The sequence below is a fragment of the Flagellimonas alginilytica genome, assembly GCF_042134605.1.
GTDB lineage: Bacteria > Bacteroidota > Bacteroidia > Flavobacteriales > Flavobacteriaceae > Flagellimonas > Flagellimonas alginolytica.
This window is the reverse complement of the sequence record NZ_CP169638.1, coordinates 2,347,307-2,363,723: the sequence shown is the minus strand read 5'-3', so window position 1 is coordinate 2,363,723 and position 16,417 is coordinate 2,347,307. Positions and strand designations below refer to the sequence as shown.

The following is a 16,417-nucleotide window of genomic DNA, read 5'->3' as shown; positions in this document are numbered from 1 at the left end:
TTTGATATTCATTTGTTTATTGCAAATGAATACCACACTCCCTACTTTCCAATGCTTTTACCGGATCAAAATAGGTGCTGTTTTTTGGTAAGTTATGCTGCTCTAAGTAGCCATCCAACTCGTCATCCGTCCAATAATAAAACGGACTTATTTTAAGGATACCATCTTTGCTGTAACTTAATATATCCTTAGAACTTCTAAGTTCTGTCTGGCGTATTCTTATATTGGAAAACCAGATGTCCGGTTTAAAATCTGCCAAAGCCCTGCGGAAAGGCTCAAGTTTGACAATCTCGGAAAATTCGGCATGTTCTGGCTGGTCCACCGATGGAAAACCGAGCCTATGTTCGGTGAACGCCTTTGTTTCTCGCGGCACATAGGTGCTTAGGTTGAGATTGAGCAACTTGGTCAAATACGAAGCATGTTCATAGGTTTCCGGTAAATTGTATCCCGTATCACACCAAACCACATCGATATTGGGATCTTCCATACTAAATGTATTCAAAAGCACCGCTGAGTATTTACCAAAGCTAGTGGTAACTATTCTTCTTTCCGACAACTGTAAAGCCCAACTAATGATTTCCTCAGGCGGTATTCCTCTAAATTGTTTGTTGTAATATTCCAAATCTATATCAAGAGCCATAATATATAATGTCTATCGTTTTAATAGGTTATACAAACGTAAAATTAATTTTTAGAACAGCATGTAAAAACCTTCATATTTATTTATTTACCCTATAGTTTTAGTAGATTAATTAAAAATTAAAATTATTTTTACCATATTCTCAATAAAAAATGGACTGTCCAATAATTAAATAGAGAAGAAAAAGCATTAAAACAAAGGAGATAAGACCAATAATGCCATTCCAATGATCAGTACTGACGTTGCCAGAAGTATCCGAAGATTTTACCTTTAAAAAGGAATCAAAATTTCTTTTTTCCTTTCCATTCAGTAGACTAAAAAAATTGAATAAAAGATAACGGATAAATGCGCCAAAAAGTTCTAATAATGCATTCAACATCTTATATTCTTGTTGAATTAAAATTTAACTACAACAAATCTGCCAGGGTATTGTTTCGGTAAACGTCCAAAGCACTATCCCTTACCTTAAGCATTAACTTGTGTACGGAACATTCGTCTTCATTAGGACAGTCTTCACATTTTTCGTAGAAATTTAGGCTAACGCATGGAACCATGGCTATAGGACCTTCCAGCACCCTCATTACCGTGGTCATTGGGATATCCTTGGGTTCTTTTATAAGGTAGTACCCTCCTCCCTTTCCTTTTTTGGAACCTAAAAATCCGTTCCTGCGAAGGGTCAACAAAATACTTTCCAGAAATTTTTGGGAAATATTTTCATGCTTGGCAATTTCAGCAATCTGCACCGGCTGTCTATCATCTACTTTTGCAAGATAGGTAAGTGCTTTTAGTCCGTATTTTGTCTTCTTGGAGAGCATCGTACGAATATAACGAAATTAAACAATCCGTTCCCTAGAAGAATACCATCAAAAAAACCTTACCCCAAGGCCTGTTCAATATCCGAAATAATATCATCAATATGTTCAAGGCCTACGGATACCCGCACCATGCCATCCGATATACCAACGGCATTGCGTTCTTCGGTGGTAAGCTTGCTGTGTGTTGTTGAAGCAGGGTGGGTTACTATACTTCGCGAATCGCCCAAGTTGGCCGAAAGGGACAACAATCGAATTCCATTAAAGAATTCCCTGCCTGCTTCCAGACCGCCCTTGACCCCGAAAGCAACAACACATCCGCCTGCTTTCATCTGTTTTTTGGCAATTTCGTGATTTGGGTGTGATTTTAAAAAAGGGTATTTGACCCATTCAATTTTTTTATGACCTTCGAGATAGGTGGCCAATTTCAGAGCATTCTCACAATGTCTATCAACCCGAACAGCCAAGGTTTCCAAGCTTCGTGACAATACCCAAGCATTAAAGGGAGACAATGCTGGCCCTGTAATCCTTGAAAACCGATATACTTTGTCCATTAAATCACCATTGCCAACGGTGATTCCGGCCAGTACCCTGCCCTGCCCGTCCATTAACTTGGTCCCGGAGTGGATGACCAAGTCGGCCCCGAACTTTATGGGTTGCTGTAAATATGGGGTCGCAAAACAATTGTCCACAATAAATATAAGTCCATGTGCTTTGGCGATCTTTCCCAAAACGGCCAGATCTAAAACATCCACCCCAGGATTGGTCGGGGTTTCCGCATATAGGATTTTTGTATTAGGTTTGATCAACCCTTCGATTTGAGATACATCGTTGGCATCAAAATAACTGGTTTCGATATTCCATTTTGGGAAAAATTGGGTAAACAAACTATGCGTAGACCCAAAAATACTCTTGGAAGATATAATATGATCTCCGGCATTTAACAAGGCTGCCAAGGTGGAAAAAACGGCCGACATACCCGAAGCATAGGCGAAGCCGCTTTCCGCCCCCTCCATTTGGCAAACTTTTTCAATCAATTCCGATGAATTGGGATTGGAATATCTGGAGTAAATATTCCGTTCCTTTTCTTCGGCAAAAGAGGCCCGCATATCCTCTGCATCTTCAAAAACAAAGCTGGAGGTCATATAAATGGGACTGGAATGCTCCAAATTTTGACTACGCTCTATTTGGGTGCGAATCGCTTCTGTTTCAAATTTTTTCATCTTTATCCCTTTTTATTTTGTGGCTTCGACTTCTTTGTTCAAACCCTTCCATGACAATCAAATGTGACTTCGACTACGCTCAGTCACCAAAAACATTCTAACTTGGGTAGCTGAGCGGAGTCGAAGCTACTTCATTTTTCTTCTTTATAATATTTAAAGTTCGTTTCGTTTTTACATTCAGATAAATAAGGCAAAACCTCAAACTCGCCATTAATAAGAGCTTCTTTCTTTGGTCGTGACCACCCTTGAATTTGCTTTTCACGTTCAAAAGCCATTGCAATACTCAAATACTCTTCAGCATACAATAATTTAACAGGCAATCTTTTCTTGGTGTGATTGGCTCCTTTTCCATCTTGATGCTCTCGCAAACGCTTGTCTAAATCAACAGTGCTTCCGGTGTAATAGCTACCATCCGAACATTGTAATATATATACGTAACCTTTCACGAGCAAACTATTGTGTCTTCGACTAGGTTCAGACACCTAATTATACATTCTATTTTAAGTAAACACCTCACTCAGTTACCCAATTAAATTAAAAACTGGTAGTTGATCTTAGTCAAAACTACACCATCAAAACCCTAAACGAACAAACTATTGTGACTTCGACCACGCTCAGCCAACAGAGATTTTAAAGTACAGTAGTTGAGCGTATTCGAAGTTATATCTTTTCCGCTATTCTTAAAATATCGCCAAATACACCTCTTGCCGTAACAGCAGCTCCTGCTCCCGCACCTTGGATCACAAGTGGGTGCTCTCCGTAAGACTCCGTATAAATTTCAATGATCGAATCGGAGCCCTTTACCTGGCCCAATGCACTCTCTTTAGGCACAGAGACGAGTTTTACATCCAGGACTCCTTTGTCCTGTTGTAAATCTCCATGCAAATCCCCAACATATCGCAATACATGGCCTTGTCTCTGGTCCTTCTTTATCTTTTCAAAAACAGTGTCCATCTTTTCAATTTGTTCCATAAAATTCTTAAAATCCAAGGTTACAAGCTCTTCTGGAATTAAATTTTGCACTTCAATATCCGCGAACTCGTTCTGAAGGTCCAACTCTCTGGCCAAAATCAAAAGTTTTCTTCCTACATCGTTCCCGGACAGGTCTTCCCTAGGATCAGGTTCTGTAAAACCATTTTCCATAGCTTCCTTTACAATTTCGGAAAAAGTTACATCTTTCTCGGAAAAAGTATTAAAAATATAACTCAACGACCCAGAAAACACCCCTTTAATCCGAGTAATATTCTCGCCAGAAAGATGCAGTAGTTTAATTGTATCGATAAGTGGAAGACCTGCACCCACATTGGTTTCGTACAGGTATTGTTTTTGATTTTGATCTAAACACTTTCGTATGGATTTATATTGATCAAAGCTCAAGGTATTTGCAATCTTGTTGGATGACACCAGATCAAAACCATGCTCGATCAAGGTTTCATATTTTTCCACAAATGTTTTGCTTGCGGTATTATCCACTGCAATCAAATTCTCTAAATGATGTTTTTTGGCAAAAGTGATTATATCTTCGGCAGAATAAGGCTGTCCCTCAGTTTCCAAACGCTCTTTCCAATCGGCACCAATACCCGAAGCATCCAATAGTACTTTTGTTGAATTGGACACTGCAAAGATTTTTAAATCGATACTTTTTCTGTCCTCGATCGTATTTTTTGAATCCAAAACTTGATGGATCAATGTTCCCCCCACATTGCCATGACCGAACAAAGCCAGATTGATTTTCTTCGCAATACCGAAAATTTGCCCATGGATCACGTTTATGGCTTTGTGCAGATCGGTTTTCTTCATCACCATGCTCACATTTTTTCCTGTCACCGTGTTGTTAAACAGTAAGGGTGTGATTTGGTTTTTGACCAAGGCATTGAAGGGTTTATGAAAACTGCTCAAGTCCATACCCACAATAGAAATGACGGAAACATCCTTCACCACGGATATTTTATTGATATCCTGCGATGAATAGTCCGTCTCAAATTCCTGATCGAGTACTTTCTTTGCCTTATCAGCCCTGGAGACATCCACTACCAAACCAATACCTCTCTCTGATGATCCTTGGGAAACAATTCCAACGGAGATATCGTTTTGGCCAAGGGCCCTGAAAATACGCATATCCACACCTACTTTTCCGAGCAACCCCCTACCCTCAAGATTGATAAGGGCCATATTATCCAACACGGAAAGGGACTTTATGCCACCACGACCAGTTTTTGGACCGATCAAGGTGCCCTCGTTATCATCATTGAAAGTATTGCAGATACGCAATGGGATGTTTTTTTCGATCAAGGGGATAATCGTCTTTGCGTGCAAAATGGTGGCTCCAAAATTGGCAAGTTCATTGGCCTCACTGTAAGAAATCATATCGATCAATCTGGCATCTTTCACCAAATCGGGATTGGCGGTAAAAATACCATCAACATGGGTATAATTGATCAACTCGCTTGCATCCAAAAAATTGGCCAACAGAGCTGCTGAATAATTTGTTCCATTTCTTCCCAAAGTAGTGGTTGCACCATTCTTATTGGAGGCTATAAACCCGGTTACCACGGGTACGGTGCCCGAATCCAGCTCATGGAAGTATCGTAGCACATTTTCTTTGGACAGCCCTTCATCTACCTCGGCATTACTAAAGCTATCGTCGGTTTTTATGAGTTGTCTGGAGTCGAGCAATGTAGCCTTTACCCCGTTTGCCTGCAAGGCAGCAGTAACATATTTTCCAGATATCAATTCACCGAAGGACAATACTTCATCCTTGGTTTTTAGACTGTAATCACCTGTTAATGTTACCCCGCTCAATATTTTTTCGATTGCGGACAGTTCTTCGGTTATGTCCACACCATCAAAATTATTTTTTTGGTATTCGGCAAACTTCTTCAAATCTTTTTGGAAGTCTTCCCCGTTGACCGCTTTTTCCAATAGGTTCTCCAATTGGTCCGTTGCCTTACCACGCGCAGAAACTACTACTGCAAAATGTTCTTGCTCATCATATCTTTTACCGATAATATTCAAAACACGTTCAATTCCTTCGCCGTTTGCCAAAGATTTTCCACCAAATTTTAAAATTTTGATGCGTTCTGTACTCTTCTGAAATACGGTGGACAACAATTTCTCCAATTGTTCAAACTCCATCAAAAAGGCATCGTGCCCATGTACGGATTGTACTTCGCCATAAGTAACATTGGTATTGGCCTGTGCCAATCGCTTAAATGTTTCCTTATTTTCTTCGGCAGTAAAGAACAAATCGGAGTTTACCCCGATTATGTGGATTTTGGTATCGCTTTCCTGCAAGGCGTTAAATGCTTCCTCTCCATCTCTGGTTATATCGATGGATTTGAGCAATTGGTTCATTAATTTATAGGCAGAAAGCTGAAAACGCTCTTGTAACTTTTTGCCGTGATGCATCAACCAAGATTCTACATTAAATATTTGAAGCTCTTCGTTGGTACTTCTTTTAAACCTTTCTTTAAATGATTCCGGGGTACGGTAGCACAACATCGCATGCATACGTGCATCGTGCACCGGTTGTTTGGAGTTGACCAAAAATTGCTCCTGAATCTGACAATTGGCAATCAACCAATCCGTGGATTTCCAATCGGAGGCCACAGGGATCAAATGCTCGGTTATCTTTGGGTCAATAGCAGTCATTTCCCATGCAATTCCTCCTCCCAACGAGCCTCCGATTATGGCAAACAATTTTTCGATTTCCAAGGCCCGAAGTCCCCATAAAAATATTCTAGCAATATCCCCGGCAACAAAGTCCTTATAGTTTTCAATAATAAAACCATCAAAACCATTTCCCGGTATGTTAAATGACAGAATGGTGTACTTTTTTGTATCGATACATTTTCCATCCCCGATCAAATCGGACCACCAGCCATCTTCTCCGGCAACGTTCGAATTACCTGTCAAGGCATGGTTCACAAGAATGATCGGTGCCGAATGCAATGGCTTTCCGAACAACTGATACGACAGTTCAATTTCTTGTGTATGACCGGATAAGGTCGTGTATTCCTTTATCTCTATTTTATGCAACATGCGTGCTTACCAATTTCAAAATGTTTAACCAATAGCTGCAAAACCAGCTTCCAAATCGTTTTTTAAATCTTCAATGTCTTCCAGACCTACAGAAAGCCTGATCAAATCTTGAGTAACGCCCGCGCTTGCCTGTTGCTCCTCATCCAATTGTTGGTGCGTTGTACTTGCCGGGTGAATTATAAGCGACTTTGTATCACCAATATTAGCAAGCAAAGAGAATACTTTGGTCGCATCGGTTAGTTTTTTTGCCGCTTCGAACCCTCCTTTTACTCCAAATGTTACAATTCCGCTTTGTCCTTTTGGCAAATATTCCTGTGCCAAATCGTAATACTTGTTTCCCTTAAGCCCTGGATAGTTTACCCATGCTACTTCTTCCCTGCTTTGTAGCCACTCCGCCAACTCCAGTGCATTTGCACTGTGCTGCTTAATACGAACCGGCAAAGTTTCCAATCCTTGTAAAATTTGAAAAGCATTGAAAGGGCTCAAAGCTCCACCAAAATCTCGTAATCCTTCTAAAATTAACTTAAAAGTGAAAGCCGCCGCGCCCAAAGTTTCGTGATATACCAAGCCGTGATACCCTGCAGATGGCTCTGTAAATTCCGGAAATTTACCATTGCTCCAATCAAAAGTGCCGGCATCAATGATAGCTCCTCCAAGCGATGTTCCTTGGCCTCCAATATATTTGGTCAAGGAATGTATCACCAAATTGGCGCCGTGCTCAATAGGATTTAAAAGTCCGGGCGTAGCTACCGTGTTATCCACCATAAATGGTACTCCTGCCGCTTTGGCCTCTTTAGAAATTCCTTTTAAATCCAACACATCCAATTTAGGATTGCCCAAAGATTCCACAAAGATTGCCCGTGTATTCTCTTGAACCGCATCCGCAAAATTTGAAGGGTCCGAAGCATCTACAAAAGTGGTAGTGATACCCAATCTTGGCAGGGTAACATTCAATAAATTATAGGTGCCCCCGTACAAACTGCTGGATGCCACAATATGGTCGCCCGCTTTTAGCAGGGTCAACAGTCCTGTAGAAATTGCAGCAGTACCAGATGCAAATACAACGGCACCTACCCCTCCCTCTGCAGCGGCCAATCTATCTTGCAGTACCTGGTTGGTTGGATTATTCAGTCTTGTATAAATAAAACCCAATTCCGACAATGAAAATAGATTCGCGGCATGGTCCGTGTCGTTAAAGACATAGGATGTTGACTGATAAATAGGCACTGCCCTTGTTCCTGCGGTCTGTGTGGTATCGTGACCTGCGTGTAATACGTTTGTTGCAAATTTTTGATCGCTCATGACTTTTGTTTTTTTTAAATTTTTTAAACGAAAAATTAAAAAGTCAAACGCTTAGCCCTTGGGCGTAAGAAAATCAAAAAGTTATAAGAAAATGAAATCGAAAATGGTCGATTGTCGTTATCTATACCCAATCGGGATAGAATGTAGCACCTTCTCGACACTGGGGGCCAAGGGTTGCTAAGGCTTCAAAGGGTCTATTCCCTCCACCTTTCTTGATAACTAATCAATACTTGTTTGAACTTCGAACGACAAATATACTCATGGAAAATTTGATTTTCCTAATCTTTTGGAAAAAATTAATCCTTCACATGTGTTGTCGGAAGCTCCAAGTCATTTTACTTCAATACCGTAAACTCGATATTGGAGTCGGTAAATACAGTATGGGTCTGCGTTTTAAAATCGGATTCGTCTGCCTTAAAAATATTGTCCACATAGGTCTGCGGGTTCAAATCGATAAGCGGGAACCACGTGCTCTGTACCTGAATTTGCAATTTGTGCCCTTTTTTGATCGTGTGGAACACATCTTGAAGCTTGATATCCACATCTGTTTTTTGATTTGGGGTAAATGGTTCGGGGTCTGAAAAGCTATTTCTAAATCGACCACGAAGCACCTCGCTCCTTACCATTAAATGGTAATTGCTCATTTTAAGATGGTCTTGCATTTCCTCATTTGTCTCGGTATCCGCTGGGTGCACATCGATAACCTTTACGATCCAATCTGCTGCTGTACCGGTGGTGGCCACCTTTAATTTTGCCAAAATATCCCCGGCCAAGGTAAGGTCTTCTTCCATCACTTCGGTCTCGAACACCAGAACATCGGAACGACGGGCAGCAAAACGTTGGTCATCGGTCATATATTTTCTTGGCGTGAACACTGTTTTTACGTCCTCGGAATAAGGCACGGGTTTCTTTACATTGCTCACGAAGTCTATGCCGGTTACATTTTTAGCTTCGGATGTAAGCTCTTCGTCTTCGGATAGGTACATGGTCTGTTTTTCCACATTTTGTGGTGGCCAAGTATCGTACGTTTTCCATTCTTTTCTTCCGGTATCGAACACATAAGCTTCTGGCAGACCAGAATTTTTATCTCCTTCACCTTTTAGAAAATGATTAAAGAATTTTGTTTCGATGTTTTTTTGGAAGAACAAGGATATGGAATCACCAAAGTAGTAATTGCCCACGGTATTCCGCTCTTTTGTTCTTGCCCAAGCACCGTGGTCCCATGGTCCGAAAACCATAGTATTGTAATTGTCCGTATTGTATTTTTCTATGTTCTTATACGTTTCCAATGGTCCGTAGAGGTCTTCCGCATCAAACCAACCACCAACGATCATCGTGGCCACACTGCTCTTAACATTTTTCAAATGTTGGATGAGCCCTTTGCTCTGCCACATTTCATCATAATTGGGGTGTTCCTTTAACTCGTTCCAAAAGAAATCATCGGTAACACCTTCGGGACGCATGGTCGGGGTATCTGCAGTCTCGTATTCAAAAAAGTAATCCAAGTTTTTAAGTGGCCCTGCATCCAAAAAGAATTGGTACTGGTCTTCTGTCGGCAATTTGGGAAGTGTGTACCAAGCTGTGTCGATTGGTGCGTCACCATTGGGCCTTGGCGTTCCAAACAAAGAGGTCGCCCTAAAATAGCTCAACAAATACGCTCCGTTGTGGTGGAAATCATCGAAAAAGAAATCCCCGATACAGGCTTGTGGAGAAGCCGCTTTTAGGGCTGGATGGGCATCCACAGTTGCATATGTAGCATAATACCCAGGATAAGATATACCCCAAATTCCCACATTGCCATTGTTATTTTCCACATTGTTAACCAACCACTCAATGGTATCGTAGGTATCGGAACTTTCGTCCACTTGATCGTTGGATGTTTTGTTGGGAATGTAGGCCCTCATATTTTCGTAATGGCCTTCACTGAGCCATCTTCCGCGCACATCTTGATAAACAATGATGTTTCCTTCACGCATTAAATGTTCGTTAGGACCGATTTTGGTCTTAAAAATACCTTCTCCATAAGGTCTTGAGCTGTAAGGAGTCCGTTGCATAATAATCGGGTACTCCTTGGAGGTATCCTTGGGAGCATATATGGTAGTATGCAGTTTTACCCCATCCCGCATTTCTATATCTACCTCTTTTTTGGTGTAGTTATCGGCGACGTAGGTATCTACTGTCTTGACCTCCGTTTTAGTGGTTTTTTTGCAACCAACAGCAGACAATAGCACAAAAACACTTAGGAACACAATTCTAAACGAACTTCTCATACATTCTAATTTTGATATGCTAAATCTACTAAAGTTCGCAAGAGTATGCCAATAAAAAAGACTATCTAAGAAGTAGATTATCGTCAACCTGAACTTGATTCAGGTTCTCACTACAATTCATTTAGGATTATAGTGAGATTCTGAAATGAATTCAGAATGACGCGTTTCAATACTTCTTGGATAGTCTCAGTCCTTAATTTTATAAAGTGGTTTGGCTTACAAACCAAAGGTTTTTTTCACCTTGTCCACCATATCCAATTTTTCCCAAGTAAAGAGTTCTACCTCTTTTTCTATTCTTCCATTATATGGAGACTCAAAAACCTTGGTCATGGTCGTGGGCTCTTTACCCATGTGACCGTAGGCCGCTGTTTCCAAATAAATTGGATTACGGAGTTTTAGACGTTCTTCTATGGCAAAGGGGCGCATATCGAAAAGCTGGGATGCTTTTTGGGCAATCTCACCATCATTTAAAGCAACGTTCGATGTTCCGTAGGTTTCCACAAAAATAGACGTTGGTTCCACTACTCCTATGGCATAACTTACCTGTACCAAAATTTCATTCGCCACCCCAGCGGCAACAAGGTTTTTTGCCATGTGCCGTGCAGCATAGGCTGCACTGCGATCCACCTTGCTAGGGTCTTTTCCACTAAAGGCACCTCCTCCGTGGGCACCTTTTCCGCCATAAGTATCCACAATAATTTTCCTTCCAGTTAGCCCTGCATCCCCGTGAGGACCACCGATCACGAATTTTCCGGTCGGATTTATATGGTATTTGATACTGTCCGTAAAAAGTTTTTGTATGTTTTCCGGCAACAGTTTTTTAACTGCGGGAATCAATATTTTGATTACATCTTCTTTGATTTTGGCCAACATGGCTTCGTCCGTGTCAAACTCATCATGTTGGGTAGAAACCACAATAGTATCTATACGCTGGGGCACATTATCATCAGAATATTCAATGGTCACCTGGGCCTTGGCATCGGGCCTTAGGTAAGAGATCTGTGTTCCCTCCCTTCTTAAATCGGCCAACACTTCCAAAATCTTATGGGAAATGTCCAAAGCCAAAGGCATATAATTGTCGGTCTCGGTCGTGGCGTACCCAAACATCATTCCTTGATCACCGGCGCCTTGCTCTTCTTTAGTGCCCCGGTCCACTCCTTGGTTTATATCTTGGGATTGTTCGTGGATCAATGAGATTACCCCACAGGAATCCCCACTGAACTTGTACTCGCCTTTCGTATAACCAATGTTATTGATAACCTCCCTGGCTATACTTTGCAGATCCACATAAGTATGGCTTTTTACCTCGCCGGCCAAAACCACTTGACCTGTAGTGACCATAGTTTCGCAAGCCACTTTGCTCTCGGGATCAAAGGCAAGAAAATTATCCAATAGGGCATCACTTATTTGATCGGCTATCTTATCCGGGTGTCCTTCGCTTACCGATTCGGACGTAAATAAATATGACATTGTTTTCCTTTAACGGAAAGATTCAATTGAATAACCAAAGGAGTTTTTTCTCGGTAGAGACCACTGAACACACGTCCAGTAAACTGCTTTAGCATTTTTCATCCCTGATAGTTTGGGACAAGAGGTTGCAATCAGTCAAATCTTTCCTCGTTTTGAAGGGCAAAAGTACGGTGAAACCCAAAACCATCAAAATTTTGAACACAAAAACAAATCATAATTCATACTTCACCTTTAGAACAACATAACGTGGCTGGACCATATAGTTTGATGTTCTAAAATACAGGTCATCATAGGAGTTTTGGTCCAAAGAAGCATTGTTGGTAAGATTGGTGGCCTCAATACTATATTCCCATTTACTATCGGATTTTTGATAGGATAGACTTGCATCGAGAAAGCCATATCTATTGTCTATGGTACCTTCTTTGTCCGTATATATGTAATGGTCGTAATCCACCAAAAAGAGAAAGTTCTTCAATAAGGTCGCATCGAACTTAACGAACGGTCTGTTGGTATAATAGGTAGTACTCGTATTTCCGTTATCGTAATCGTTTATGGTATATCCGATACCAAGTTCTAAATTGGGTGCATTGGTAAAGCTGCTACCAACGGAGGCTGAATAGCTCTGAGTTAGGGATTTTGAATTTTGAGGGGCATTATTAACTATATTGAATGTATTTGAAAGTGAAAGGGAAGCGTTGGTCTTTACCTTAATTCGGCCAAATGTCCTCTGAAAACTACCTGAACCACTGAAGGTTTCATCGTCTAAATTGGAATTGATGGTGGTACGCACCTGATTGATCCCCTCGATACTTGTATTGACCTTAAAGGCATCGATACGCTTACTATAGTTGAACCTGGCAAATATATTTTGAAGGTTGAACATACTAAAACTGAAAAAATTGAGCGATAGATTATGGTACAGCGCACTTTCCAGATCACGGTTACCTTGATACACCGAGTTGTAATTATTAAATATGTAGCCAGCGGCCAAATTGTTGATATCCGTAAAATTCCGGATAATATTGTAGTTGAACCTAATGCTCTCGGATTGTTTAATCTGAAAATTAATGAACAGGTCGGGCACTATATTGGTAAGTTCGTTCTTCACTTTTGAACCCAACTGGGTATTGGCCGCCACATAATTGTGTACATGGAAACCTGGATTGAACGTAAACTTGCCCATGATCCATTTATAATGAAACCCTAGATACATATCGGAAAAGTTGAATTGCACATTGTTATTGAGTTCATCATCATTAAAAGTAATCTCACTGCCTTCATCCAACACCTGAAAAATAGAAGAGTTGAACCTCTGACTGGATTGTGTGGTCCCCAAGGTTAAATTGATGTTGCTCTTTGCCCCTGTTACCCAAAAATAATCGAGTTTGGCATCCAACCTATTGGTTTGGGTATACTGTTTTTGGTTAATGTTATAATTGGATTGATCGGAATCCAAGGGAATCAATCCTCCAAAAGGCTGTTCTGATCGTATAGCGTTATAAAACGGGTCTTCATCGGAATACTCATATTGCCCTTCAAAAGCGAATATATGTTCTGGGTTTAAGGTGTAATATAGATTGGTATTCTGTGTAACCGTGGTCGGTTTTTGTGCATTGTTCTGCCCAATTTCGTCCGTTACATCGGAAACGGACAAGGTATTGGTGTATTGTTCCTCTTCCGATAACCTTGTTTGGATCTGGTAGTCCCATTGCAGACTTTCGTTCGGACTGTAAGACGATTTAAATTGCAGGAGTCCCAATTTTGATGCTTGATCGGTATTGGTATCCGTAAGCTCCGTTTCGCCGCTGGAGATGTACGTATTGGTCGCGGTGGTCTGCATCAGGGTATTGTTGTAGGAATATATTCCATAACCGCTCAACCTCCATGATTCGGATGGTTTATAGCTAAAATTTATAGCTCCGAACTTGGTTTCCAACGATTTTGCCCTATTGTTCTGGGCCGTACTGATTCCTTGGCTACTGGAGCTTGTACTAAATGATGTGCCTACGGTTCCTCGGGTGGCACTGCGAAACCCTCCCGTAAAATTCCAATAATCGCGAGAAGAGAAGGCCACTTCGCCAATATTATTAAGGTCGGTAAGGATATTGACACTAAAGTCCGGTGAATAATAAAATAGCTTTGGATGGGCAATATATCTTTCGTCCAAGCCAAAACCTCCCGTAACTTCACCAAACCAAAATTTCTTTTTGCCTTCCTTTAATTTTATATTAAGTGCAACGTTATCTTGATTATTGGTAACTCCACCCATTTGGGAAACTTCTGAATAATTGCGCAACACTTCAATTTTGCTGAGTGCATTGGCAGGAATATTCTTCGATGCCAATTTAGAGTCACCATCGAAAAATTCTTCGCCTTCGACCATAACTTTGGTCACGGTCTTGCCCTCTACCTGTATCTCTCCCTCGTCACTGACCTCTATCCCAGGTAACTTTTCCAGTACATCGGCCAGTTTTCGTTCCGTTCCGGATACAAAGGAATCCGTATTATAGACAATGGTATCGCCCTGGATGGAGATAGGAATCTCATAAACAACCTCCACCTCATCCAAACTTTCCGCCTGTTCGTACAACACCACATCCAGGACCATATCCGATTCCTTTGTTTGCAATGGAATTTCGGCAGGTTTAAAACCAAGGTAGCTTACTTTTAATATATAGCTTGCATTTGTTTTTAGGTTTAGTTTGTACTCCCCTTTATCATTGGTTATGCCAAAAGCATCCAATGCCTGGTTTTCTTGATTTACCGCAACAACATTTGCAACATCCAAAGGATTTTTAAGAGAATCTGACACGATTCCCGTTACCGTTACCTTTTGCGCCATGGCAGATGTTACAAAAAGTAACACAAGTGCCTGAAAAATTCTATTCATCGACTATCCAATAAAATTATGGTCTGCCTCCGGGACCTCCGCCCCTTCGTCCGTTATTCCGAAACCTTTCCGACATTTCCTTCATCTTCTCTACCAAAATTTTGTTGTATTCGGCCTGGGTCACCTCTTTGCCCCTTTTAGGTTGGACTATTTCAATTTCCTTGTCGGGGCTGAGCACTATCTTGGAACACAGTATGGCCGTACGTCCATCATTCACCTCCAAGATCAATCCCGGTAGCCCCCAGTAGGGGCCTGGGCCTTGACCCACGGGTATATCCGGTGTAAACCATGCGGTAATAATTTGTTCCTTGGGAGATTCAATACGGGCCAACAATGAATTCCCTTGAACCGAATCCTTTTGCTCTTGTTCTCCTGCTTTATCCCCATTATCCCTTCGTGGCGGCCGCATCATGTTCCTAAGATTTTCCATGGATGTTGTATCTATCGTTTTTACCGCTGTGGCTTTGTAACATGTATAATTGCCTATTTTTTTGGTTTCCGAAGTGAGCTGCCAATTTAGTTGAGGCAAACTGTCCTTTATCAAAAACTTTTTACCAAATGTCTCTACCGAGTTAGTATAGACCTGCCCTTGAATATTCTTATAGTATGTGCCGCCGGTCGTCGAGAACATACCAAATCGCGGGCCACCTCTACCTTGATCAACGGATGGGGTTTCCAGTTTTTCTTCTTCTATATAAATGGAGGTAGAACGATCAAAAGTCAACTCGTAAGATTTCTCCATGGCTTTCTTCATCCGTTCCAAAATTTCTTGCTTGCGGGCCTCTGGCATGTCCGGTGGACCAAAATCACCTTGAATGGAAGTTTTACTTTGATAAATTGCTGTGCCGATAAAATTCTGGGAGTGTCCATGATATATGGCCAGGGTCAGAATAAAAGAAAATAAAAACGATTTTTTCATGCGATTAGGTTCAAAATTGTGAATTTGACTCCAATTTCGAAGAAAGGTTTAACCATCGCTAACCAAAAACCATAGTTTAGTATTTATTTAAGAAAAAGTGCGTACATCCAAAAATTTTCAAAGACGCCTATTAACTTTGTATATTGCGCTCCAAGTGGCACAAAGTACATCATCAATAAACACTGACATATGCATATTGCTGTAGCTGGGAATATAGGCGCAGGGAAAACCACCCTGACCAATCTTTTATCCAAACATTATAAATGGGAAGCTCATTTTGAAGATGTGGTGGACAATCCCTACCTCGATGATTTTTACAATCAGATGGAGCGTTGGAGCTTTAATTTGCAGATATATTTCCTTAACAGTCGATATCGCCAAATCCTTAAAATTAGGGAGAGCGGCAAAAATGTAATACAGGATAGGACCATTTATGAAGATGCCCATATTTTTGCCCCTAACTTGCACGCCATGGGCCTTATGACCAATCGTGATTTTGAAAACTATAAAGGTTTATTCGAACTCATGGAAACATTGGTACAGCCACCGGACCTTATGATCTATTTGCGAAGCTCCATCCCCAATTTGGTGAACCAAATCCATAAACGTGGGCGCGATTACGAAAACTCAATTTCGATTGATTACCTAAGTCGATTGAATGAGCGCTATGAGGCCTGGGTGAACACCTACAAAAAGGGCAAATTGCTCATTTTTGATGTGGACCATTTGGATTTTGTAGACAATCCCGAAGACTTGGGCGAAGTTATCAATCGTATAGATGGCGAAATCCACGGGTTGTTCGAGTAGCATTCATTTTATTTGGTTTTTGGGGATTCTTAACGACCTAGCA

At 41.0% G+C, this 16,417-nt stretch carries 11 protein-coding genes and 1 riboswitch; of the genes, 1 reads left to right on the top strand and 10 read right to left on the bottom strand.

The window, feature by feature from the left end:
• Positions 1-16: 16 nt before the first annotated feature.
• The 10 genes from ABTP35_RS10425 to ABTP35_RS10380 all read right to left on the bottom strand — a co-directional run bounded on the left by ABTP35_RS10425 (position 17) and on the right by ABTP35_RS10380 (position 15,567).
• Positions 17-640 carry a phosphoadenosine phosphosulfate reductase family protein gene (locus ABTP35_RS10425; protein ID WP_293296525.1) on the bottom strand — a complete coding sequence of 208 codons (624 nt, stop codon included), beginning with the start codon at positions 638-640 and terminating at the stop codon, positions 17-19.
• 407 nt (positions 641-1,047) lie between these two features.
• Positions 1,048-1,455 carry an Rrf2 family transcriptional regulator gene (locus ABTP35_RS10420; protein WP_293296527.1) on the bottom strand — a complete coding sequence of 136 codons (408 nt, stop codon included), beginning with the start codon at positions 1,453-1,455 and terminating at the stop codon, positions 1,048-1,050.
• Positions 1,456-1,514: 59 nt separating this feature from the next.
• Positions 1,515-2,675, bottom strand: coding sequence for a PLP-dependent aspartate aminotransferase family protein (locus ABTP35_RS10415; protein WP_252079051.1), 1,161 nt, complete (start codon positions 2,673-2,675; stop codon positions 1,515-1,517).
• Positions 2,676-2,806: 131 nt separating this feature from the next.
• On the bottom strand, positions 2,807-3,121 hold the full coding sequence (locus ABTP35_RS10410) for a GIY-YIG nuclease family protein (RefSeq protein WP_224835361.1): 315 nt from the start codon (positions 3,119-3,121) through the stop codon (positions 2,807-2,809).
• Positions 3,122-3,335: 214 nt separating this feature from the next.
• The gene (gene thrA / locus ABTP35_RS10405) at positions 3,336-6,716 is read right to left on the bottom strand and encodes a bifunctional aspartate kinase/homoserine dehydrogenase I (RefSeq protein ID WP_293296531.1); all 3,381 of its coding nucleotides are present in this window, start codon (positions 6,714-6,716) and stop codon (positions 3,336-3,338) included.
• A 24-nt stretch (positions 6,717-6,740) separates the two neighbouring features.
• Positions 6,741-8,018 carry an O-acetylhomoserine aminocarboxypropyltransferase/cysteine synthase family protein gene (locus tag ABTP35_RS10400; RefSeq protein WP_293296533.1) on the bottom strand — a complete coding sequence of 426 codons (1,278 nt, stop codon included), beginning with the start codon at positions 8,016-8,018 and terminating at the stop codon, positions 6,741-6,743.
• A gap of 114 nt (positions 8,019-8,132) precedes the next feature.
• Positions 8,133-8,240, bottom strand: a riboswitch (SAM riboswitch).
• A 113-nt stretch (positions 8,241-8,353) separates the two neighbouring features.
• The gene (locus tag ABTP35_RS10395; RefSeq protein ID WP_293296535.1) at positions 8,354-10,288 is read right to left on the bottom strand and encodes a CocE/NonD family hydrolase; all 1,935 of its coding nucleotides are present in this window, start codon (positions 10,286-10,288) and stop codon (positions 8,354-8,356) included.
• A gap of 216 nt (positions 10,289-10,504) precedes the next feature.
• Entirely contained in the window at positions 10,505-11,758 is a 1,254-nt protein-coding gene (gene metK, locus ABTP35_RS10390; protein ID WP_252079047.1) for a methionine adenosyltransferase, read from the bottom strand.
• A 211-nt stretch (positions 11,759-11,969) separates the two neighbouring features.
• On the bottom strand, positions 11,970-14,648 hold the full coding sequence (locus ABTP35_RS10385) for a carboxypeptidase-like regulatory domain-containing protein (RefSeq protein ID WP_293296537.1): 2,679 nt from the start codon (positions 14,646-14,648) through the stop codon (positions 11,970-11,972).
• A gap of 16 nt (positions 14,649-14,664) precedes the next feature.
• On the bottom strand, positions 14,665-15,567 hold the full coding sequence (locus ABTP35_RS10380) for a GLPGLI family protein (RefSeq protein ID WP_293296539.1): 903 nt from the start codon (positions 15,565-15,567) through the stop codon (positions 14,665-14,667).
• A gap of 189 nt (positions 15,568-15,756) precedes the next feature.
• Here ABTP35_RS10380 and ABTP35_RS10375 point away from each other — a divergent pair, with 189 nt between their 5' ends.
• A complete protein-coding gene (locus tag ABTP35_RS10375; protein WP_224835368.1) occupies positions 15,757-16,374 on the top strand; it encodes a deoxynucleoside kinase in 618 nt (205 codons plus the stop codon).
• Positions 16,375-16,417: the final 43 nt, after the last annotated feature.